The organism is Tistrella mobilis KA081020-065 (assembly GCF_000264455.2).
GTDB classification, from domain to species: Bacteria; Pseudomonadota; Alphaproteobacteria; order Tistrellales; family Tistrellaceae; genus Tistrella; species Tistrella mobilis.
The window spans coordinates 230,873-248,315 of sequence record NC_017956.1 but is presented as its reverse complement, the minus strand read 5'-3'; the positions used below and the strand labels follow the sequence as shown (position 1 = coordinate 248,315).

Annotated in this window: 17 protein-coding genes; 8 read left to right on the top strand and 9 right to left on the bottom strand. The window is 69.3% G+C overall.

Features of this window, described 5'->3' with window-relative positions; translation table 11 throughout:
- Nucleotides 1–22 precede the first annotated feature (22 nt).
- Nucleotides 23–763 carry a monofunctional biosynthetic peptidoglycan transglycosylase gene (gene mtgA / locus TMO_RS01220; RefSeq protein WP_081598721.1) on the top strand — a complete coding sequence of 247 codons (741 nt, stop codon included), beginning with the start codon at nucleotides 23–25 and terminating at the stop codon, nucleotides 761–763.
- Nucleotides 764–783: 20 nt separating this feature from the next.
- On the opposite strand, the gene TMO_RS01215 is transcribed toward mtgA, so the two are convergent.
- The 3 genes from TMO_RS01215 to TMO_RS01205 all read right to left on the bottom strand — a co-directional run bounded on the left by TMO_RS01215 (nucleotide 784) and on the right by TMO_RS01205 (nucleotide 3,260).
- Complete coding sequence (locus TMO_RS01215; protein ID WP_014743755.1) at nucleotides 784–1,671, bottom strand: dienelactone hydrolase family protein; 888 nt, start codon at nucleotides 1,669–1,671, stop codon at nucleotides 784–786.
- A gap of 136 nt (nucleotides 1,672–1,807) precedes the next feature.
- Nucleotides 1,808–2,584: a class II aldolase/adducin family protein gene (locus TMO_RS01210; protein ID WP_041605220.1), complete on the bottom strand. Its 777-nt coding sequence runs from the start codon at nucleotides 2,582–2,584 to the stop codon at nucleotides 1,808–1,810.
- 73 nt (nucleotides 2,585–2,657) lie between these two features.
- Nucleotides 2,658–3,260, bottom strand: a complete 603-nt coding sequence (locus TMO_RS01205) for an HD domain-containing protein (protein WP_014743753.1) — start codon at nucleotides 3,258–3,260, stop codon at nucleotides 2,658–2,660.
- A 167-nt stretch (nucleotides 3,261–3,427) separates the two neighbouring features.
- On the opposite strand from TMO_RS01205, the gene TMO_RS01200 reads away from it, so the two are divergent.
- Both TMO_RS01200 and TMO_RS01195 read left to right on the top strand, forming a co-directional pair.
- Nucleotides 3,428–4,111: a Crp/Fnr family transcriptional regulator gene (locus tag TMO_RS01200; RefSeq protein WP_014743752.1), complete on the top strand. Its 684-nt coding sequence runs from the start codon at nucleotides 3,428–3,430 to the stop codon at nucleotides 4,109–4,111.
- A complete protein-coding gene (locus TMO_RS01195) occupies nucleotides 4,108–4,737 on the top strand; it encodes a GDSL-type esterase/lipase family protein (RefSeq protein ID WP_014743751.1) in 630 nt (209 codons plus the stop codon). The genes TMO_RS01200 and TMO_RS01195 overlap by 4 nt, the downstream gene beginning before the upstream one ends.
- Before the next feature lie 16 nt (nucleotides 4,738–4,753).
- On the opposite strand, the gene TMO_RS01190 is transcribed toward TMO_RS01195, so the two are convergent.
- From TMO_RS01190 to TMO_RS01180, 3 genes are all read right to left on the bottom strand, one after another.
- Nucleotides 4,754–5,755: a LysR substrate-binding domain-containing protein gene (locus TMO_RS01190; RefSeq protein ID WP_014743750.1), complete on the bottom strand. Its 1,002-nt coding sequence runs from the start codon at nucleotides 5,753–5,755 to the stop codon at nucleotides 4,754–4,756.
- Nucleotides 5,756–5,762: 7 nt separating this feature from the next.
- Entirely contained in the window at nucleotides 5,763–6,926 is a 1,164-nt protein-coding gene (locus TMO_RS01185; protein WP_014743749.1) for a class I tRNA ligase family protein, read from the bottom strand.
- Between the two features lie 329 nt (nucleotides 6,927–7,255).
- Complete coding sequence (locus TMO_RS01180) at nucleotides 7,256–9,340, bottom strand: methyl-accepting chemotaxis protein (RefSeq protein WP_014743748.1); 2,085 nt, start codon at nucleotides 9,338–9,340, stop codon at nucleotides 7,256–7,258.
- A gap of 175 nt (nucleotides 9,341–9,515) precedes the next feature.
- Between TMO_RS01180 and TMO_RS01175 the strand changes: the two genes are divergently transcribed.
- Nucleotides 9,516–10,085, top strand: a complete 570-nt coding sequence (locus tag TMO_RS01175) for a GNAT family N-acetyltransferase (protein ID WP_014743747.1) — start codon at nucleotides 9,516–9,518, stop codon at nucleotides 10,083–10,085.
- Complete coding sequence (locus TMO_RS01170) at nucleotides 10,082–10,993, top strand: DMT family transporter (protein ID WP_014743746.1); 912 nt, start codon at nucleotides 10,082–10,084, stop codon at nucleotides 10,991–10,993. The genes TMO_RS01175 and TMO_RS01170 overlap by 4 nt, the downstream gene beginning before the upstream one ends.
- A 72-nt stretch (nucleotides 10,994–11,065) precedes the next feature.
- On the opposite strand, the gene TMO_RS01165 is transcribed toward TMO_RS01170, so the two are convergent.
- The 3 genes from TMO_RS01165 to TMO_RS31495 all read right to left on the bottom strand — a co-directional run bounded on the left by TMO_RS01165 (nucleotide 11,066) and on the right by TMO_RS31495 (nucleotide 14,271).
- Entirely contained in the window at nucleotides 11,066–12,634 is a 1,569-nt protein-coding gene (locus tag TMO_RS01165; protein WP_014743745.1) for a class I adenylate-forming enzyme family protein, read from the bottom strand.
- Complete coding sequence (locus TMO_RS01160) at nucleotides 12,631–13,785, bottom strand: acyl-CoA dehydrogenase family protein (RefSeq protein ID WP_014743744.1); 1,155 nt, start codon at nucleotides 13,783–13,785, stop codon at nucleotides 12,631–12,633. Before TMO_RS01160 ends, TMO_RS01165 begins: the two co-directional genes overlap by 4 nt.
- 318 nt (nucleotides 13,786–14,103) lie before the next feature.
- Complete coding sequence (locus TMO_RS31495; RefSeq protein WP_187297800.1) at nucleotides 14,104–14,271, bottom strand: hypothetical protein; 168 nt, start codon at nucleotides 14,269–14,271, stop codon at nucleotides 14,104–14,106.
- 193 nt (nucleotides 14,272–14,464) lie between these two features.
- On the opposite strand from TMO_RS31495, the gene TMO_RS28925 reads away from it, so the two are divergent.
- The 3 genes from TMO_RS28925 to TMO_RS01145 all read left to right on the top strand — a co-directional run bounded on the left by TMO_RS28925 (nucleotide 14,465) and on the right by TMO_RS01145 (nucleotide 17,323).
- Nucleotides 14,465–15,145 carry a 2OG-Fe(II) oxygenase family protein gene (locus TMO_RS28925; protein ID WP_014743743.1) on the top strand — a complete coding sequence of 227 codons (681 nt, stop codon included), beginning with the start codon at nucleotides 14,465–14,467 and terminating at the stop codon, nucleotides 15,143–15,145.
- A gap of 110 nt (nucleotides 15,146–15,255) precedes the next feature.
- Nucleotides 15,256–16,059 (top strand): SDR family NAD(P)-dependent oxidoreductase, encoded by an 804-nt coding sequence (locus tag TMO_RS01150; protein ID WP_014743742.1) that lies wholly within the window; start codon nucleotides 15,256–15,258, stop codon nucleotides 16,057–16,059.
- Nucleotides 16,060–16,108: 49 nt separating this feature from the next.
- A complete protein-coding gene (locus TMO_RS01145) occupies nucleotides 16,109–17,323 on the top strand; it encodes a multidrug effflux MFS transporter (RefSeq protein ID WP_014743741.1) in 1,215 nt (404 codons plus the stop codon).
- Nucleotides 17,324–17,443 lie beyond the last annotated feature (120 nt).

Below are 17,443 nucleotides of genomic sequence, written 5' to 3'. Positions count from 1 at the left end.
TGCACCGAGGATTGGCCTGCGCATGACCACCGACCAACCCCCGAAGCCGCGTCCGGGCCGATCCGCCCGGCCAGCGCCTGGCCTGCTGCGCCGGGTTTTGCGGGCGGTACGGGCCGTGGTGCTGACGATACTGGCGGTCTGGGCGGCGATGCTGGTCGCCTATCGCTGGATCGACCCGCCGGCGACGCCGCTGATGCTGATCCGCCTGGTCGAAGAGGGGCGGCTGGATTATCGGCCGCGCGACCTGGATCAGATCGCCCGCGCCCTGCCGAATTCGGCGATCGCCGCCGAAGACAATAATTTCTGCAGCCATTTCGCCGTCGACTGGAACGCGGTCGGCGAGGCGATCGACGAATGGCGCGACGGCCGGCCGCTGCGCGGCGCCAGCACCATCACCATGCAGACCGCGCGCAATCTGTTCCTCTGGCCGGGCGGGGGCTTTCTGCGCAAGGCGCTGGAGGTGCCGCTCGCCTTCGCGATCGAGACCCTCTGGCCGAAATGGCGGATCATCGAGCTTTACGTGAACGTCGCCGAAATGGGGCCGGGCATCTACGGCGCCGAAGCCGCCGCCCAGGCCCATTTCGGCAAGCCCGCCGCAGCGCTGACCGCACGGGAAGCGGCACTGCTCGCCGCGGTTCTGCCCAATCCACGCCGCTGGAGCGCCTCGGAGCCCACGCGCTATATCCAACGCCGGGCGGGGGTCATCACCCGCCGCGTGGGACAGCTGGGGCCGGCGACGGCCTGTGCGGCGCCGCCGGCCTGAAACATGGCAGATTATGACCGTCAGCCGAGGCCGTGGTCGCGGAACCAGGCGAGGCAGCGCGCCCAGCCATCCTTTGCCGCCTCCGGCCGGTAGCTCGGCCGATAGTCGGCGTGGAAGGCATGGGGCGTGTCGGGATAGACGATGATCTCCGACGCCTGCGCCGCCGGCGTGCCGGCCGCGGCGAGTGCGGCGCGCATCTGCTCCACCGTCGCAACCGGAATGCCGCTATCGGCCCCGCCATAGAGGCCCAGCACCGGCCCCGCCAGATCGGCGGCCACCTCCACGGGCTGGTGCGGCGTGATCTCGTTCGACGGCCCGACCAGCCGCCCATACCAGGCGACGCCGGCCTTCACCTTCGGATTATGGGCGGTATAGAGCCAGGTCGTACGCCCGCCCCAGCAGAAGCCGGTGATGCCCAGCCGCTCCGGGTCGCCGCCGCGTTCGGCGGCAGCGTGAGCCGCGATGGCATCGAGGTCGGCCATCACCTGGGCATCCGGCGTTTTCGAGACCACGGTCGAGATGATGGTCTGCACGTCGGGCAGCGTGGTGACGTCCCCCTGACGCGCGAAGGGATCGAAGGCGATTGCCAGAAAGCCCTCATGCGCGAAACGCCGGCAGACATCGGCGATGTGCTCGTGCAGGCCGAAGATTTCGGGCGCGACCAGGATGGTGGCGAGCCTTTCGCCCCCTGCCGGCCGGGCGAAATAGCAGGGCACGTCGAAGCCCGAGACCGGCAGGGTGAAGGCGCCCGCCTCCAGCCCCGCGGCATCGGTCGTGATCCGCGTCTCCGCCCGCACGGGCCTGGCGGCCAGCGCAAAACCCACCGCCAGAGAGCCGAGGGTGAAGCCGCGGCGGGTGACGTCCACAGGCGGCACGAGGCTCGCCAGATCAGATGAATGATCGGTCATTTTTCTGGATCTCCGGCAAGGGGCGCGGTGGACGTCGCCACCGCTTCCATTGCCAGATGGCCTGATATCCCCTCGTCGACCAGCGTCTTACGCGAAACGCTGCATCCACGGGAATGTGCCAATCCGCGTTGACGACCTAGTCGAGCAGGTCCGGCTGCTCCTTGACGATCCGGGCATAGAGGGGCTGGAACTGGAACCAGCCGGCCTGGGCGGTGCCGGTGACCGAATAGGCCTGGGCGGCCGAAGCATCGGAGATGACCTTGGGCGTGCCTGCCGCCTCTGCCATCAGCTGGACCTGACAGCAGCGTTCCATGGCCACATACCACCACACCGCCTCGTCCACCGAGGCGCCAACGGTGAGCAGGCCATGGTTCTGCAGGATCGCGGCCTTGTTATTGCCCAACGCCCGGGCGATCCGGTCACCTTCATCGAGTTCTACCACCACGCCGCCGAAATCGTCATAGACGGCATGATCGTTCCAGAAGGCGCAGGAATCCTGGGTGATCGGCTGAAGCGGCCGTCCCAGCGTCGACCAGGCGCGGCCATAGACACCATGGCTATGGGCCGCGGCCATCACATCCGGGCGGGCCTTGTGGATGCGGGAATGGATGGCGAAGGCGGCGGCATTGCAGATCGCGTCACCGTCGACCACCTGCCCCTCTTCATCGACCCGGATCAGGTTGGACACCTTGATCTGGCTGAAATGCACGCCGAAGGGGTTGGTCCAGAAAGTGGTCGGATGTTCGGGATCGCGGACGGTGATATGCCCGGCGACGCCTTCATCCAGGCCGAAGCGCGAGAAGATCCGGAAGCCTGCGGCAAGGCGCTGCTTGGCGTGGAGCCGGGCCTCTTCCACCCGCTCGAAGCGGGGCGGGCGGGGCAGGTTGCCGTAGCGGGCCGCGGCGGCGCTCATCGGCCCCGGATCGGTCGCAGGGCGCTTCGCCGCAGGATCGGACGTCGGGGCGGGATGCTGGGCGGTCATGGCATCAGTCCTCCATCGCCTTCTTGTAGACCGACTGCTTCGGGGCGGCGAATACCCGTCTAAGCATCGGCTCGAAGGCCTCGAGCGGCATGCATGCGGCATCGGCATCGAAGGCCGGCGCATCGTATTTCTCGCAGAAGGCCGCCGTGCGGTCGAAATTCGGATGCCCCCGGAACTGTTCCCGGATGTCGCGGTCCAGCCCGATATGGTGGAAGAAATAATAGCCCTGGAACAGGCCGTGCTTCTCCACCATCCAGTGATGTTCGGGCTCGACGAAGGGCTTCACGATCGCGGCCGCGATATCCGGATGATTATAGCTGCCGAGCGTGTCGCCGATATCGTGGAGCAGGGCGCAGACCACGTATTCCTCGCTCTCGCCGGCCTGGTGGGCCAGCGTCGCGGTCAGCAGCGAATGATGCAGCCGGTCGATCGGAAAGCCGCCGAAATCGCCGTCGAGCAGTTTCAGGTGATCCAGGATCCGGTCGGGCAGCGCCCGGGCATAGCCGCGGAAACTGCCGGCGATCTTCGCCCAATCCTCGGCGGTACCCTCCTGCATGCGGCGAAAGCCGGCACGAGCCTCGGCATCGGGTGGGGTGATGGCGTTCATGTGACGGCACGTCCTCCCTCAAGGTCTTTGACGGGGCCGGTTGTCGCCCCTTGCCCGGACGATGGTTCCGGGACAAACATGCTAGGATCATGCGCTGCCCGCCGTCTGTCGGTCCTGCGACAGTTCAAGGCGTTGTCCTGTCTCTTCGTCGAGCCCCGCCCCGTCAGATGACCATCCCCTTCGCCGACCAGAGCGGCTTCCTCTCCTCGTCCCTGCCTGAAGACACGGTGCGGCGCCTGACCGATGCAGGCAGCCGGCGCCGGGTGCCGGATGGCGGGCTGATCCATGCCAAGGGCGACGAGGCTGACGCCCTTTTCGGCGTGATTTCGGGCGCGGTCCGTATCGCCTCAGCCGGCGATGACGGTCGTGAACTGGTGCTGGCCGTGCTGGAGCCCGGCGCCTGGTTCGGCGAAATCGCTCTCATCGACGGCGGCCGGCGCACCCATGATGCGGTGGCGCTGGGCGAAAGCGAGCTGATCGTGGTGCCCAAGGCCGCCTTCGTGCGCCTGCTGACGGAGCATCCGCCGCTGTCGGCTCATCTTCTGGTCCTGCTCTGCCGCCGGCTGCGCATGACCTTCTCGGCCCTTGAAGACGAAGCCTTCCTGCCGCTCGATCGCAGGCTCGCCAAGCGCCTGCTGGCGCTGGCCGATGCCTATGGAGAGGTCGAAGGCACCGCCACACGGATCGCACTGCATCTGCCGCAGGAGGAATTGGGCCACATGCTCGGCACGTCGCGCCAGACCGTCAATCGCCTGCTCGGCGCCTGGGCCCGCGACGGGCTGATCGCCCGCGCCTATGGCCGGGTGACGATCACCGACCGCACCGCCCTCGACCGGATCGCCCGCGGATGACGGCGGGCGGCGAGGAGCGTCTGCCCCTGCGGATCTGCGTGATCGGTGACAGCTTCGTCGCCGGTGCGGGCGACAGCACCTGCCTGGGCTGGGCAGGCCGGGTGGCGGCAAAGGCCATCGCCCGCGGTGCCGATCTCACCCTCTACAATCTGGGCATCCGCCGCGACACCAGTCGCGACATCGCCGAACGCTGGCTGAGCGAAAGCCGCACCCGGCTGCCGGAGGGCGTCGACGGCCGGCTGATCTTCGCCTTCGGGGTCAATGACCGCATGGAGGCGCCCACACCCTCTGGCACCAGGCTGCCGATGGCCGAAAGTCTCGCCAATGCCGAGGGCATTCTGCGGGTTGCCGGCGCCCGTCGTCCGGTGCTGATGATCGGCCCGCCGCCGATCGCCGAAGACGACGCCAATCTCCGCATCCGGGCACTGAGCGACGCCCTCGGTCCGATCTGCCGGCGCCTGGGTGTGCCCTGGCTGCCGGTTTTCGATGCCCTGGCCGCAGATCCGGTGTGGATGGCAGAGGTCCGGGCGGGGGACGGCGCCCATCCGGATGCCGCGGGCTATGAACGCCTCGCCGCGCTGATCGAAGGCTGGCCGGCCTGGCAGGGCTGGACCGGCGGCGCCTGATGGAGCGTTGGCCGGTTCAGCGCGGCATCTTCGCAATTTCCGCCATCAGCCAGTCGCGAAAGGCCGCCACCGCCGGCCGGCGCAGCCCCACCTCGGTCGCCACCAGGTAATAGCCCCAGCCGTCATCGGCACGGATGTCGGGGAAAAGCTGCACCAGCCTGCCGGCTGCGATAGCATCGGCGGTCAGCGACGGCCGGCCGATAGCGATGCCCTGGCCGGCCTCCGCCGCCTCGATCACGGCGGTCGATTCGCTGAAGACCGGTCCGCCCGGCCCGGCGGCGATCACCTCCGGCATCGCCACCCCCGCCGCCCGGAACCAACAACCCCAGTCGTCGAGTTCGGCGAAGTGCAGCCGCACCTGATCCAGCAGGCAGGCGGGTCCGAAATCGATGCGGGCACGCAGCGCGGCAGCCAAAGCAGGCGCCGCCACCGGGGTGAGGGGTTCGGGGCCGAGCGGCAGCACCACCAGACCGCGCCAGTCCCCGCGCCCCCAGCGCAGGGCGATATCGGCCTCGCCGCGGGCGAGGTCGACATGGTGACGCTGGCTGTCGAGGCGCACGGCCAGATCGGGCTGCGCCTTCAGGAACCCGCCGATGCGGGGGGCCAGCCAGAGGCTTGCAAAACTCGGCGCCACGCCGACGGTCAGGATGCCGGGCGCCGTGCGGGCCAACGCCCGTTCATAGGCATGGGCCATCCCGTCCAGCGCCTGATGGGCGGCATCGGCCAAGTCGGCACCGACGGCGGTCAGGCGGACACCGCGGGCTTCACGTTCGAACAGCTTCAGCCCCAGCCGGTCTTCCAGCGTCTTCACCTGCTGGCTGACGGCGCCGGGGGTGAGGCCAAGCTCTCCTGCCGCCGCCGCCATGCCGCCCAGCCGGGCGGCGGCGGTAAAGGCCCGGATCGCGTTCAGCGGCAGGCGCGCAATGGTGCGCGCCCGCGCGATCTCGGGCCGAAGCGCCGGATCGGCATGGGCACCCCCCGGTTCGGGATTGGGATCGCGGAGCGGAGCATCAGCCATGCCCCGATCATGCCGTGGCGGCAAGCACCGGTCCAGCGGCGGCGAAGCGGGCTGCGGGTGCTGCACCGGCGGGCAGGCTGCGCAGGCGCAACCGGCCAACCCCCAGCAGGGCGCCCAGCTCGGCCTCACGGAATGGCGGCCGCCGGTCGGCGGGCAGATCCAGCTCGACGGTGGCATCCGCCGTGATCTCGCGCCCGCCCGCCACATCGCGCACCAGGGCCCGCAGCCGGTCCAGGCGCCGGTTGGCGAGGATGGTTCCCGGCGTCGCCCAGAGCGGATCCACCGACGGCCACAGACGTTCATGAACACTGCCGGCACCGGCACCCCAGCGCGCCAGCCAGGCCTCTTCGGCCAGGAAGGGCAGAAGCGGCGCGATCCAGGCGACCAGATGGTTGAAGCTGCGCGCCGCGACCGCCGCAACCGCCCGCCGCCCGGGGGCATCTGCATCCCCCGCCAGCAGACCGGCCCGGAGCCCGGCCCAGCCGGCGGTCAACTCGTCGGCGCAGAACCGGGCCAGCCGGGCCAGCATCGCCGGCAGATCAGCCGCCTCCAGATCGTCGCGCAACTCGGCATCGATTTCGACCAGCCGGGCGAGCAGCAGGATCTCGGGCATGTCGAGCCGGTCGGCCGGCGGCAGCAGCCCGGCTGGTGCCACCGCCAGATGATCGAGCAAGCGCCCCAGGGCCGCGCGGATGCCGCGGATCGCCCCGGACGCATCGACAGTGTCACCGGCTGCAAATCGTGCACGGAGCAGATCTGCGCCGTCCTGGTCCGCACGCGCGGCCCAGCGCCGCCAGTCGGCACCGGCATCACCCGCCGCGGCATCGGCATCCGCCAGCAGGCCAAGGCGCCGTCCGGCCGCATGCGCCGCCCCGCCCGGCGGCGGCGTATCGAAACCGGCCATGCGCCGGGCCCGCGCCAGCATGTCCCGGCAGAGCGCCGCCTCGACCACGCCAGCCCCCGCCGGCAGAAGCGCGGACATCTCGGGAAGGGCCGCACGCGGGCGCCCGGCGCAGGCACTGCGGGCCCGGCGGTCCAGACGCATCTCCGCCCAGGCATCGACGAGCCGGGCTTCGCGTGCGGGATCAGCTTCGGGAGAAAAGGTCGGATCGCCGGCCGTGAGGTCGGCAGAGAAGGGCGCGGCGGTGGCCTGAAGAAGCAGCTCGGTCATGATCGGGTCCCGTCGGTCGTACCGCCCCGCCGGGCGGTCCCTCCGGTGTGAAACCGGGACCTCGTCTCCGAACGGTCAGGCGGTGCCTGTATCGTCGCTCCGGCGCCCTATGACGGCGCCGGTCCCGGCCTCCGCAGAGACCGGGCGGGAAATTCGCGCAATCGATACCGATACCAGGCAGCGGCCACGGACAGACGAGAAGCGGCGGGCATGCGTGCAGATGCCGGTGATCATGACTGCCCTCCTCTCCTGCGCGTGATGAACCGATGCGGGGAAGCCTGCGCGATGGCGCACCTTCCCGTCAAGAACGATCTGCCGGGGGTTGCCGATCAGCCGGCGCGGATCCGCGCCAGGATCTCGCGCACCACCTGGTTGAGCCGGGTGATGGTGGCCGTCAGCTCCTCGGTGCCGGCCAGCACCGCATCGGCGGCATCTCCGGTCCGGTCCGAGGCCTGCCCCACCTCGGCCGCGCGCACCGACACCCGATCGGTGGCGGTGGCCGCTTCCTGAACATTGCGGGCGATTTCCGCAGTGGCGGCCCCCTGCTCGTCGATCGCCGAGGCGATGGTGAGCGCAATCTCGTGCATCTCGCGGATGCTGACCGTCACCCGGTCGATCGCCGTGCCCATATCGGCGGCAGCGCCCTGGATCTCTCCCAGGCGGCCCGAGATGTCGGCGGTCGCCCGCGCGGTCTGGTCGGCCAACGCCTTCACCTCGGCTGCCACCACCGCGAAGCCCTTGCCGGCCTCGCCGGCCCGCGCCGCCTCGATGGTGGCATTCAGGGCCAGAAGATTGGTCTGGCCGGCGATGTCGCCGATCAGCGACACCACCTGGCCGATCACCCGCCCGGTTTCGGCCAGCCGCTTCGCCTGGCTGTCGGCACTGCCCGCCTCTTCGACCGCCCGATCCGCGGCACCACGGGCACGGCCGACCTGAGAGCCGATCTCGCCGATTGAGGCCGACAATTCTTCCGCCGCGGCAGAGACGGTCTGGACATTGGCGGCGGCGGCCCGAGATTCGGTATCCACCGCCCGCGCGCCATCGATCGAGGTCGCCGACATCTGGCCCATCTCGGCCGAGGTGTCGCGCATCCGTGCCGCCGCCGCGATCAGCTCCTGCAGCATCCGTCCGGCCTCCCGTTCGAAGGCATCGGCGATGCGCCGGCGCTCGGCCGCAAGCTCCGCCTCATGGGCCTCGCGCCGGCGTTCGGCTTCGTGGGCCAGTTCGTCGGCCCGGGCCAGACCGTCGCGGAACACGACCACGGTGCGGGCCATGGCGCCGATCTCGTCGGCCCGGACGGTTGCCGGTACCTCGACCGCGCGATCGCCCTCGGCCAGCTGATGCATGGTGCCGGTCAGCCGGCGGATCGGTGCGGCGATGGCATGGCCCATCCAGAACAGGGCGAGCCCGGCGCCGAGGGCGATCACCACCAGCCCGATCGACAGCCGCCGCTCGACGGCGCGGGCTTCGGCGAACACCGCCGCTTCGGGCACCGTGACCAGCACCGTCCATTTCGCCGCGCCATGGCCCAGATCCACCGGCAGCGCCCGAACCAGGACCGGACCGGCGGGGCCGGCCACATCGGCACCGTCGACCGCCTGCTCCACGGGGCGGCGGGCCGCCGCCTTCAGGATGCCGGCGATCGCCGGGGCCGTCGCCGGCCTGCCGCGCCGCGCGTCATCGGGATGCACCACCCAGAGCCCGTCGGCGGACAAAACCGCCACCTGGCCGCTGCCGAAGGGACGGGCCGATCCGATCCGGCGCTGAAGGTCATCCAGGCCCAGATCGACGGTGGCGACACCCACCGGCTTGCCCGCCCGCAGGATCGGGGCGGCAGCGGTGGTCATCAGCACGTCCCGGCCCGCGACGGGGTAGAGATAGGGTTCGGTCACCAGGCTGCGGCCGGCGCGCATCGGCGCCCCATACCAGGCATCGGCCGCCGCATCCATGATCAGCGGCTCGGTCACCACGCCGCCATCGGCGGTGCGCGACATGTAGGGCACGAACCGGCCATCGGCATCGCCGAGTTCGGTGTTGCGGAAATCGGCACCCCGGCCGTCGGGCAGGCCGGGCTGCCAGCCCAGGCCGCCGCCGACCACCCCCGCTTCGGCCGCGATCACCCCGTGCAGTGCCGCCGCCAGGACCGCACGATCGGTGGTGCCCGCCGCCAGCATACCGGTCTGCCCGGCCGCCATGGTCTCGGCCAGCGCAACCGCACGTCCGATCTCTTCGGCCACCACCGCCGCCTGGCCGGCTGCGGTTTCCGCCAGAATCCGGTCGGCCGCAAGCCTGGCCGCCTCTTCCTGGGTATGCAGCACATAGGCGGTCGCCAGCCCGAAGCCGACGATCAGGATACCGCCGCCCAGCACCAGGATGCGCAGGCGCAGGGATCTGAAGATGCCGCGTCCGGCCATGTCGCCCTCCGTCGATGTCATGTGCCCGCTCTATCACACCAACCGTGACGCGCGGATGACGGTCCGGCTGTGGTTCAGCGGCACTGCCCCTCACCCCCAGAAATCCTGGATGGACCCGCGACCGCAGATGGGCGAGGCTTCAGACGTCCCCCGCCATCGCCGGATACGCGCCCCCATGCCCGACGCCGCCCCCGCTCAGACACCGCTCGTCAGCCCGCTGCCGGTGCCGGTCATCCGGCCACTCGTCGACGCCGATGCAGACGGGCTGATCGCGCTGATCGATCTCTGCTGGTCCGCCTATCCGGGCTGCATCCTGGATGTCGACGCCGAACTGCCGGAGCTGCGCCACTATGCCAGCCATGTCGGCGCCCGTGGCGGCGCCGCCTGGGTGGCGGTTGCAGGCAGCGATCCCGCAGCCCCGGCGACGGCGGACACGATCCTGGCCAGTTGTGCCGTGATGGCGGCAGAGCGGGAGCCCGCGGGCCATTTCGAGCTGTTCAAGCTCTATGTCTCGCCACGGGCCCGGCGGTCCGGCCTTGCCCGCCGGATGCTGGTGCGGGCGATCGAACACGCCCGCGATGCCGGCGGTCGCCATCTGATGCTGTGGACCGACACCCGCTTCAAAGAAGGCCATGCCTTCTATGAGGCGCAGGGCTTCACACGCGGCCCCCTCACCCGCGCGCTTCACGATCTGAGCCGTTCGGTCGAATACCGCTACGATCTGCCGCTCGGATCCGGCGCATGAGCGCGTCTGACCGGGCGGAAACCGCCGGGGCCCGGCCGGTCGGCGCGATGCTGCTGGCGGTCTGCCTGCTCTCGACCATGGATGTCGTGGTGAAGCTGCTGGGCGGCGACCATGGCATCGGCCAGATCGTGCTGCTCAAATCCGCGGCCTCTCTGCCCTGGGTCGGGCTCTGGTGGCTGCTCAGGCCCGAGCGGAGCACCTGGCGGCTGGCACGGCCCGGGGCCCATCTGCTGCGCGGGGTGCTGCTCGCGATCGCAGGCTTCGGCTTCTTCACCGCCTTCACCCTGCTGCCACTGGCAGAGGCCTATGCCATCCTGTTCACCGCCCCGATCGTCACCGTGCTGCTCGCCTGGGCGCTGATGGGCGAACGGCCGGGCAAGGGGGCGGGCATCGCCCTTTCGGCCGGCTTTCTGGGCGTGCTGGTGGTGGCGTCGCCGGGGTTGATGATCCAGGACGGTCAGGGCCATGGTCCGCTGACGGGCTATGTGGCGGCCCTGATCGGAACGGTGGGCTATGCCGGCGTCATCGTGACCACCCGCAAGCTGGCGCCGTCGGAGGGGATCGGAGCGCTGGCTCTGAGCGCCAACCTGGTGGCGGGCACGGTTGCGATCCCGGTGGCGCTGATCGACTGGACGCCGGTCTCGGCCGCCCAGCTTGCCGGCTATCTGGTGGTGGCCGGGTTGAGCGTCAGCGGAATCGCGCTGATTTCCTGGGCCCTGGCCCGGGTCGAAGTGCAGCGGGTTGCCCCGCTGGAATACACCGCCTTCGCCTGGGCCGTGCTCTATGACTGGGCGATCTGGCGGACGACGCCGGGCCTGGCATCGATCCTGGGGGCGGCGATCATCGTCAGTGCCTGCCTGTGGCTGGAAACCCGCCGCGCCGCCGGGCAAAGGCGGGCGGCGGGGTGATGCCCGGCGCAGAGGTAGGGTTGATGATGGGGGGTTGATGATGGGGGTTGATCCCCGCCATCAACCCGACCATCAACCCTGCGCGGCCATATCCTTCAGCTGCGCCTTCAGCACCTTGCCGGTGGCGGTCGCAGGGAAGGCATCCATGATCACGAATTCGGCCGGCCGCTTATAGGGCGCCAGCCGTTCCGCCACCCAGCCGGCAAGCGCCTCGCGGGTCAGCACCCGCCCCGGCACCGGCTGGACGAAGGCCACCACCTCTTCATTGCCCGGAACCGTCCGGCCGACCACGGCCGACTGCGCCACATCGGGATGAGCGTTGAGCACCCCCTCCACTTCGGGCGGATAGACGTTGAAGCCCGACCGGATGATCAGCTCCTTGGCCCGGCCGGCGATGAAGATCCGGCCACCCTCCAGGCGTGCCAGATCACCGGTGTCGAACCAGCCGCCCGGCTTCATCACCTCGGCCGTCAATTCCGGCGCCTTGTAATAGCCCTTCATCACCCCGGGGCTGTGGATCCAGAGCCGGCCGACCTGGCCGTCGGGCAGTTCCCGGTCCTCTGTGTCCACCACCTTCACCGCCATATTCGGCAGCGGCCGGCCGACGCTGTCGTCGATGGCGGGCTCGGCCGGCGTGGTCTGCGACACGGCGGAGGTCGTCTCGGTCAGGCCATAGCCGTTGTGGAGCGAGGTCCCGACCAGCGCCTCTGCTGCCGCCTTCACCGCCGGATCCAGCGGCGAGCCGCCTGCGGAGCAATAGCGCAGATGCGGCCGCGCGATCGAGGTCTGGCCGCGCGATTTCAGCACCGCCAGCAGGCGCTGATACATCGCGGGCACGCCCTGGAACATGGTGACGCCCTCGTCCGCCAGGGCGCGGAAGACGGCATCGGGGTCGAAGCGCGGCGCCAGGCGCAGCGTCGCCCCGCGCATCATCGATCCGGTCAGCACCGACGACAGGCCGAAGATGTGCGACATCGGCAGCACGGCATAGACCACGTCGCGATGGGTGATCTGGCGGCCGCGGCCGGATTCATCCGCCACCAGGATCAGATTGGCATGGGTGATCATCACCCCCTTGGGGTTGCCGGTGGTGCCGGTGGTATAGACCAGCGCCGCCACCTGCCCCGGCCCCTCGTCCACCGGCTCGGGCATCGCCTCAGGGTTTTCGGGCGACAGCATCACCCGGCCGAGCGCGCCCAGATCGATCTCCTCCGCCCCGGCACGCGCGCCATGGGCCGCCGCCTCGGGCGAGACACCGCTGGTATAGAGGATGCGCCGGGCCCCCGAATGGGCGGCGATGCGATCGACTTCCGCTCCGGTCAGCCGGGCATTGAGCGGGATGACCCAGACATCGCGGCGGCTGGCGGCCAGGATCGCGCCGACCAGGGCGGGGGCATTCTCCGACACCACCAGCAGCCGGTCCCCCGGCCGCACGCCCCAGCGGTCGAGCCGGCTGGCCAGGGCCTCGCTCTCGGCCATCAGTTCGGTGAAGCTGATCCGGCCGTCGTCATGGATGATCGCAGGCTTGTCCGGATGGGCGCGGGCGGCCGCCTCCATCACCTCGTGCAGGCGGCGATAGCGATGCGGGTCCCCGACATGATCCTCGAAACGCGATGTCGCAGCAGGCGCAGCGGCGGTCATGAACGCGCCTCGCGGATCATGTTGCGGGCGATCACGATCTGCTGGATCTGGCTGGTGCCTTCATAGAGCCGGAACAGGCGGACATCGCGATAGAAGCGTTCGACGCCGTAATCGGCGATATAGCCGGCACCGCCCAGGATCTGCACCGCCCGATCCGCCACCCGACCGACCATCTCGGACGCGAAGAGCTTGCAGCACGAGGCCAGCATGTTGACGTCTTCGCCGGCATCACGGCGGCGGGCGGCATCCTCCACCATGCAGCGCCCGGCATAGGCCTCGGTGCGGCTGTCAGCCAGCATGGCCTGGATCAGCTGGAACTCGGCGATCGGCTGGCCGAACTGGCGGCGGTCCATGGCATAGCTGAGCGCGTCATGGATCAGGCGCTCGGCCACGCCGACACAGACCGAGGCGATGTGCAGCCGGCCGCGATCCAGCACCTTCATCGCCGTCTTGAAGCCCACGCCTTCAACGCCGCCGATCACCGCCGAGGCCGGCACGCGGCAATCCTCGAAGATCACATCGGCGGTATGGGCGCCACGCTGGCCCATCTTGCGGTCGGGTTTCGCAACCGTCAGGCCGGGGGTGCCGCGCTCGACGATGAAGGCCGAGATGCCCGAGGCCCCGCGTTTCTCCGGGTCGGTCCGCGCCATCACCGTATAGATGCCGGCCTCGGGCGCATTGGTGATGTAGCGCTTGGTGCCGTTCAACACATAGCTGTCGCCGTCGCGCCGGGCGCTGGTCCTGAGGCTCGCCGCGTCCGAGCCGCTTTCGGGTTCCGTCAGGCAGAAGGACCCGATCACCTCGCCCGAGGCGAGCTTGGGCAGCCACTGCGCCTTCTGCTCGGCCGTACCGTCCATCACGATGCCCTGCGCGCCGATGCCGTTATTGGTGCCGAGCAGTGACCGGAAGGCGGGCGAGGTCCAGCCCAGTTCGAAGGCGACCTTCACCTCTTCGGACATCGACAGCCCGAGCCCGCCGAACTCCTCCGGGATCGACAGACCGAACAGGCCGAGCTCACGCATCTCGGCGACCACCTCATGCGGGATCTCGTCGGTATCGGCGACCTGCTGCTCCAGCGGCACCAGCCGCTCACGCACGAAGCGCCGGACGGTGCCGACCAGCTGTTCCAGAGTTTCGGGATCGAGGGCCATGGTTCGGGGAATTCCTCAACGCGGGCGGAAGCGGATGCGGCGGGGATCGCAGCACGGCTGCAGACGAGAACGGCGGCCGCCACGTCGCCGGATGGCGGAGGGGTATCGCAACCGGCCGCCGTCCTCATCGCCCGAAACGATAGAGGGGGGCGCGGGCATGGGTCAAATCAGCGGAATGCGTGGCCGCATTGCGGAATTCAATGAGTACAGACGCCGCCGATCAGGCCCTAAACAGCTGTGTCTGCTTCGGAGCGCTCGGCCGCTCCCGTCAAATCAGCAGGTGCGGCGGTGGCAATCGCCGCACCTGCTCCGTCAGAATCAGGAGACGGTGATCCCATCGCCAGTGATACCGGCCTGCGCCCGGGTGACCACGTCGAGGTCCACGCACTGCAACTGTGGTGCGGACCACACCCGCTTCACGGAAGCCCTCGTCACATCGGCCGTCGCCTCACCCTGCTTGCCAACCTGTTCAATGCTCGTGCTCATGTTCTGCTCCCAATTCCGACACTGAAAGACGCCCCCTTACGCCTCCCTTCAGCAGAGCATAGCCTATGGACGAGTATCGATGGACTCCGGAGGCGTCATATTTTCCCGACAGGGCAGGCATCACATCACAGTCTTGCAGCACTTGCTCGACAGCCCCTGACAAAATCATCTCACAGGAGAATTTTACCGAGCGATGTTGGAAAAGTGGATCAATCCCATCTACCTCGATGACACGCGGACATCAAAGCTGCGCGCCGATTTCGAAGCGGACCCGGTCCGCATGCTGATACTGGACGATGTCCTGCTGCCAGAGCGATATGCGCGGATCTCCCAGGGTCTGCGGACGGATTGCGACTGGACGACCCATTATGGGGTCGACGCCAGCGGCGAACTGACCTCGGCCGAACGGTTCAATGCCACCCCGGCGGATCGGCGCCTGTTCCGTCACGGAAACTATCGGGCCCCCAAGAAGGGCCGGGAGCTGGCGCCCGGCATGCTCGCCATCGTGGGTTTCAAACTCCTGGCCGGCCGCGCCGACTTCAGGCACTGGCTTGGCACACTGACCGGCATCGACACCGGGGCGATCGCCGATCTGTTGGTCCGGCGCATGGGCCGGGATGATTTTTCCACCCGGCATGACGACCGCGCCTCGGAACGCAGACTTTGTCTGCTGCTTTATTTCAATGATGACTGGCACCCCGGCATGGGGGGCACCTTTCGCGTCTTCACCGCCCGGGGGGAACGGGTCATCGACCCTTTGCCCAATCGGGCGATCCTTTTCGATGTCGATGCCGATCAGTCGCATGGCGTCGATCCGCTGCGCGATGTTCCGGCAGACTGGCATCGCTATAACTTCACCCTCTGGCTTGGGTGACGATGGTGGCGCAGAACATTTCGCCCTGGATGTCCTTGCCATTTTTAATGATGATCGTCATATATAATCCGAACCCGCACCGAACGGGACGGCTTGGAGGGACAAGGACGATGACGGCAGGCAAGGGCACGGCACTGGTCACCGGTGCCTCTTCGGGGATCGGGGCGGTTTACGCCCAGAGGCTGGCGCAACGCGGGCATGATCTGATCCTGGTTGCGCGCGATCGGGCGCGCCTGGAAGCGGCTGCGGAACGGATTGCCGCAGCTCATGGGGTCGCGGTCGAGGTTCTGGCCGCCGATCTGGCGACGTCCGAAGGGCTGGGCGCCGTGGCGGCACGGATCGAGACGGATACCGCTCTGTCGCTGCTGGTCAATGCGGCGGGGCTGGGTCCCGCCGGGCCGGCGCTGGCGACCCCGCCGCAGGGCTATGACGCGATGCTCGCCCTGAACGTGGGCGCGCTGCAGCGGCTGACGCTGACCGCGGCGCAGGTCTTCGCCGGGCGTGGACGGGGCACGATCATCAATCTTGCCTCGGTGGTCGCCCTGATCCCGGAGCGGATGAACGCCCCCTATGTCGCCGGCAAGGCTTTCGTGTTGGAGCTGACCCGGGCGCTGGCGGCTGAATTGGCGGGCAGCGGCGTCCGGTTTCAGGCGGTACTGCCCGGCCTCACCCGCACCGAGATCTTCGAGCGTGCCGGCGGCAGCCTGGACCACTTCCCCGCCCATATGGTGATGGAGGCCGGCGATATGGTCGATGCGGCCCTGGCCGGGCTGGATGCCGGTGAGCTGGTCACCATTCCATCCCTGCCCGATGCGGCCGACTGGGCGGCCTATGATGCCGCCCGTGCGACGCTTGCTCCCAACCTGTCGCACGATCGGCCGGCGGCCCGCTATCTGGCCGGTCGCGCGGCCTGAGCGGGCCCATAATCATGATATCTGACATATAATCTTCAGGAGTCCGGTCATGTCGGCTGCCGAAACCGCCATCCCCGAAACGGCCACGGCAGCCCCCCGGCGCCTGACCGGCGGCATGCTTGCCCTGCTCGCCGGGCTGGCCGCGCTGGGCACGCTCTCGACCAACATCATCCTGCCGGCCTTCCCCTCGATGGCTGTGGCACTGGATGTCCCGGCAAGGGCTCTGGGGCTCACCCTCACCAGCTTCTTCCTGGCCTTCGCCCTCGGCCAGCTGGTGGTCGGGCCGGCCTCGGACCGCTTCGGCCGGCGGCCGCTGGTGCTGGGCGGGCTGATCCTGTTCGTGATCGGCTCGGCCATCTGCTGGGCAGCACCGGACTTCAACATCCTGATCATCGGCCGCGTCGTGCAGGCGGCCGGCGTCTGTGCCGCCTCGGTACTTTCCCGCGCCATCGCCCGCGACCTTTTTGACGGCGAGGCCCTGGCCCGGGCGCTGGCCTTGACCATGGTCGCCATGGCGGCGGCCCCCGGCTTCTCGCCGCTGCTGGGCAGTGCCCTCGACACGGCCTTCGGCTGGCGGGCGGCCTTCGTGCTGGTCGGGGCGGCAGGCATCCTGCTCGCCATCGCACATCTGACCGTGGTGGGAGAGACCCATCCGGCCGATCGCCGCCGCCCTGCCGGCATCGGCGGCATTGCCCGGGCCTATGTCGAGCTTGCCCGCGATCGCCGCTTCATCCTGCCGGCCAGCGCCGTCTCGCTGGTGCTCGGCGGGCTCTATGCCTTCTTCGGCGCCACCCCCGCCATTCTGATGACCGGCATGGGCTTCACCTCGCTGGAGCTGGGGCTGTTCTTCGCCGCCACGGTGTTCGTGGTGTTCGGCGCCGGCTTCGCTGCGCCGCGTCTGGCCCATGCCTTGGGCGCCGGCCGTGTCGCACGCGCCGGCGCCGTGCTGGCGCTCGCCGGCGGCCTGGCGCTGGCCGCAGGCGGCAGCACGCCGGACATCGGGATCTTTACCGCGGCGCTTTCAGTGTTCCTGTTCGGGATGGGTCTGGTCAACCCGCTCGGCACCGCGATCACCCTGCAGCCCTTCGGCAGCCGGGCAGGCCTCGCCTCGGCCCTGCTCGGCTTCCTGCAGATGGCCATGGCGGCGCTTGCCACGCTGCTTGTCACCGCGCTGCCGCTGCCGCCCACCCTGGCGATGGCTGTCGTGCTCACCGGCGCCTCGGGGCTGGCGGCACTCGCATTCACAGCCCACGGAAATAAGTGACCGCTCGATCAGGCACAAGATCCGGGAGAGGAACGCAGCGTTGCAGCGATGAAGGCTTGACCGGACGGGTGATCCTGCCGTCTCGTCTTCTGCCGCGTCCACCTCCGTTGCAAGGCGCCC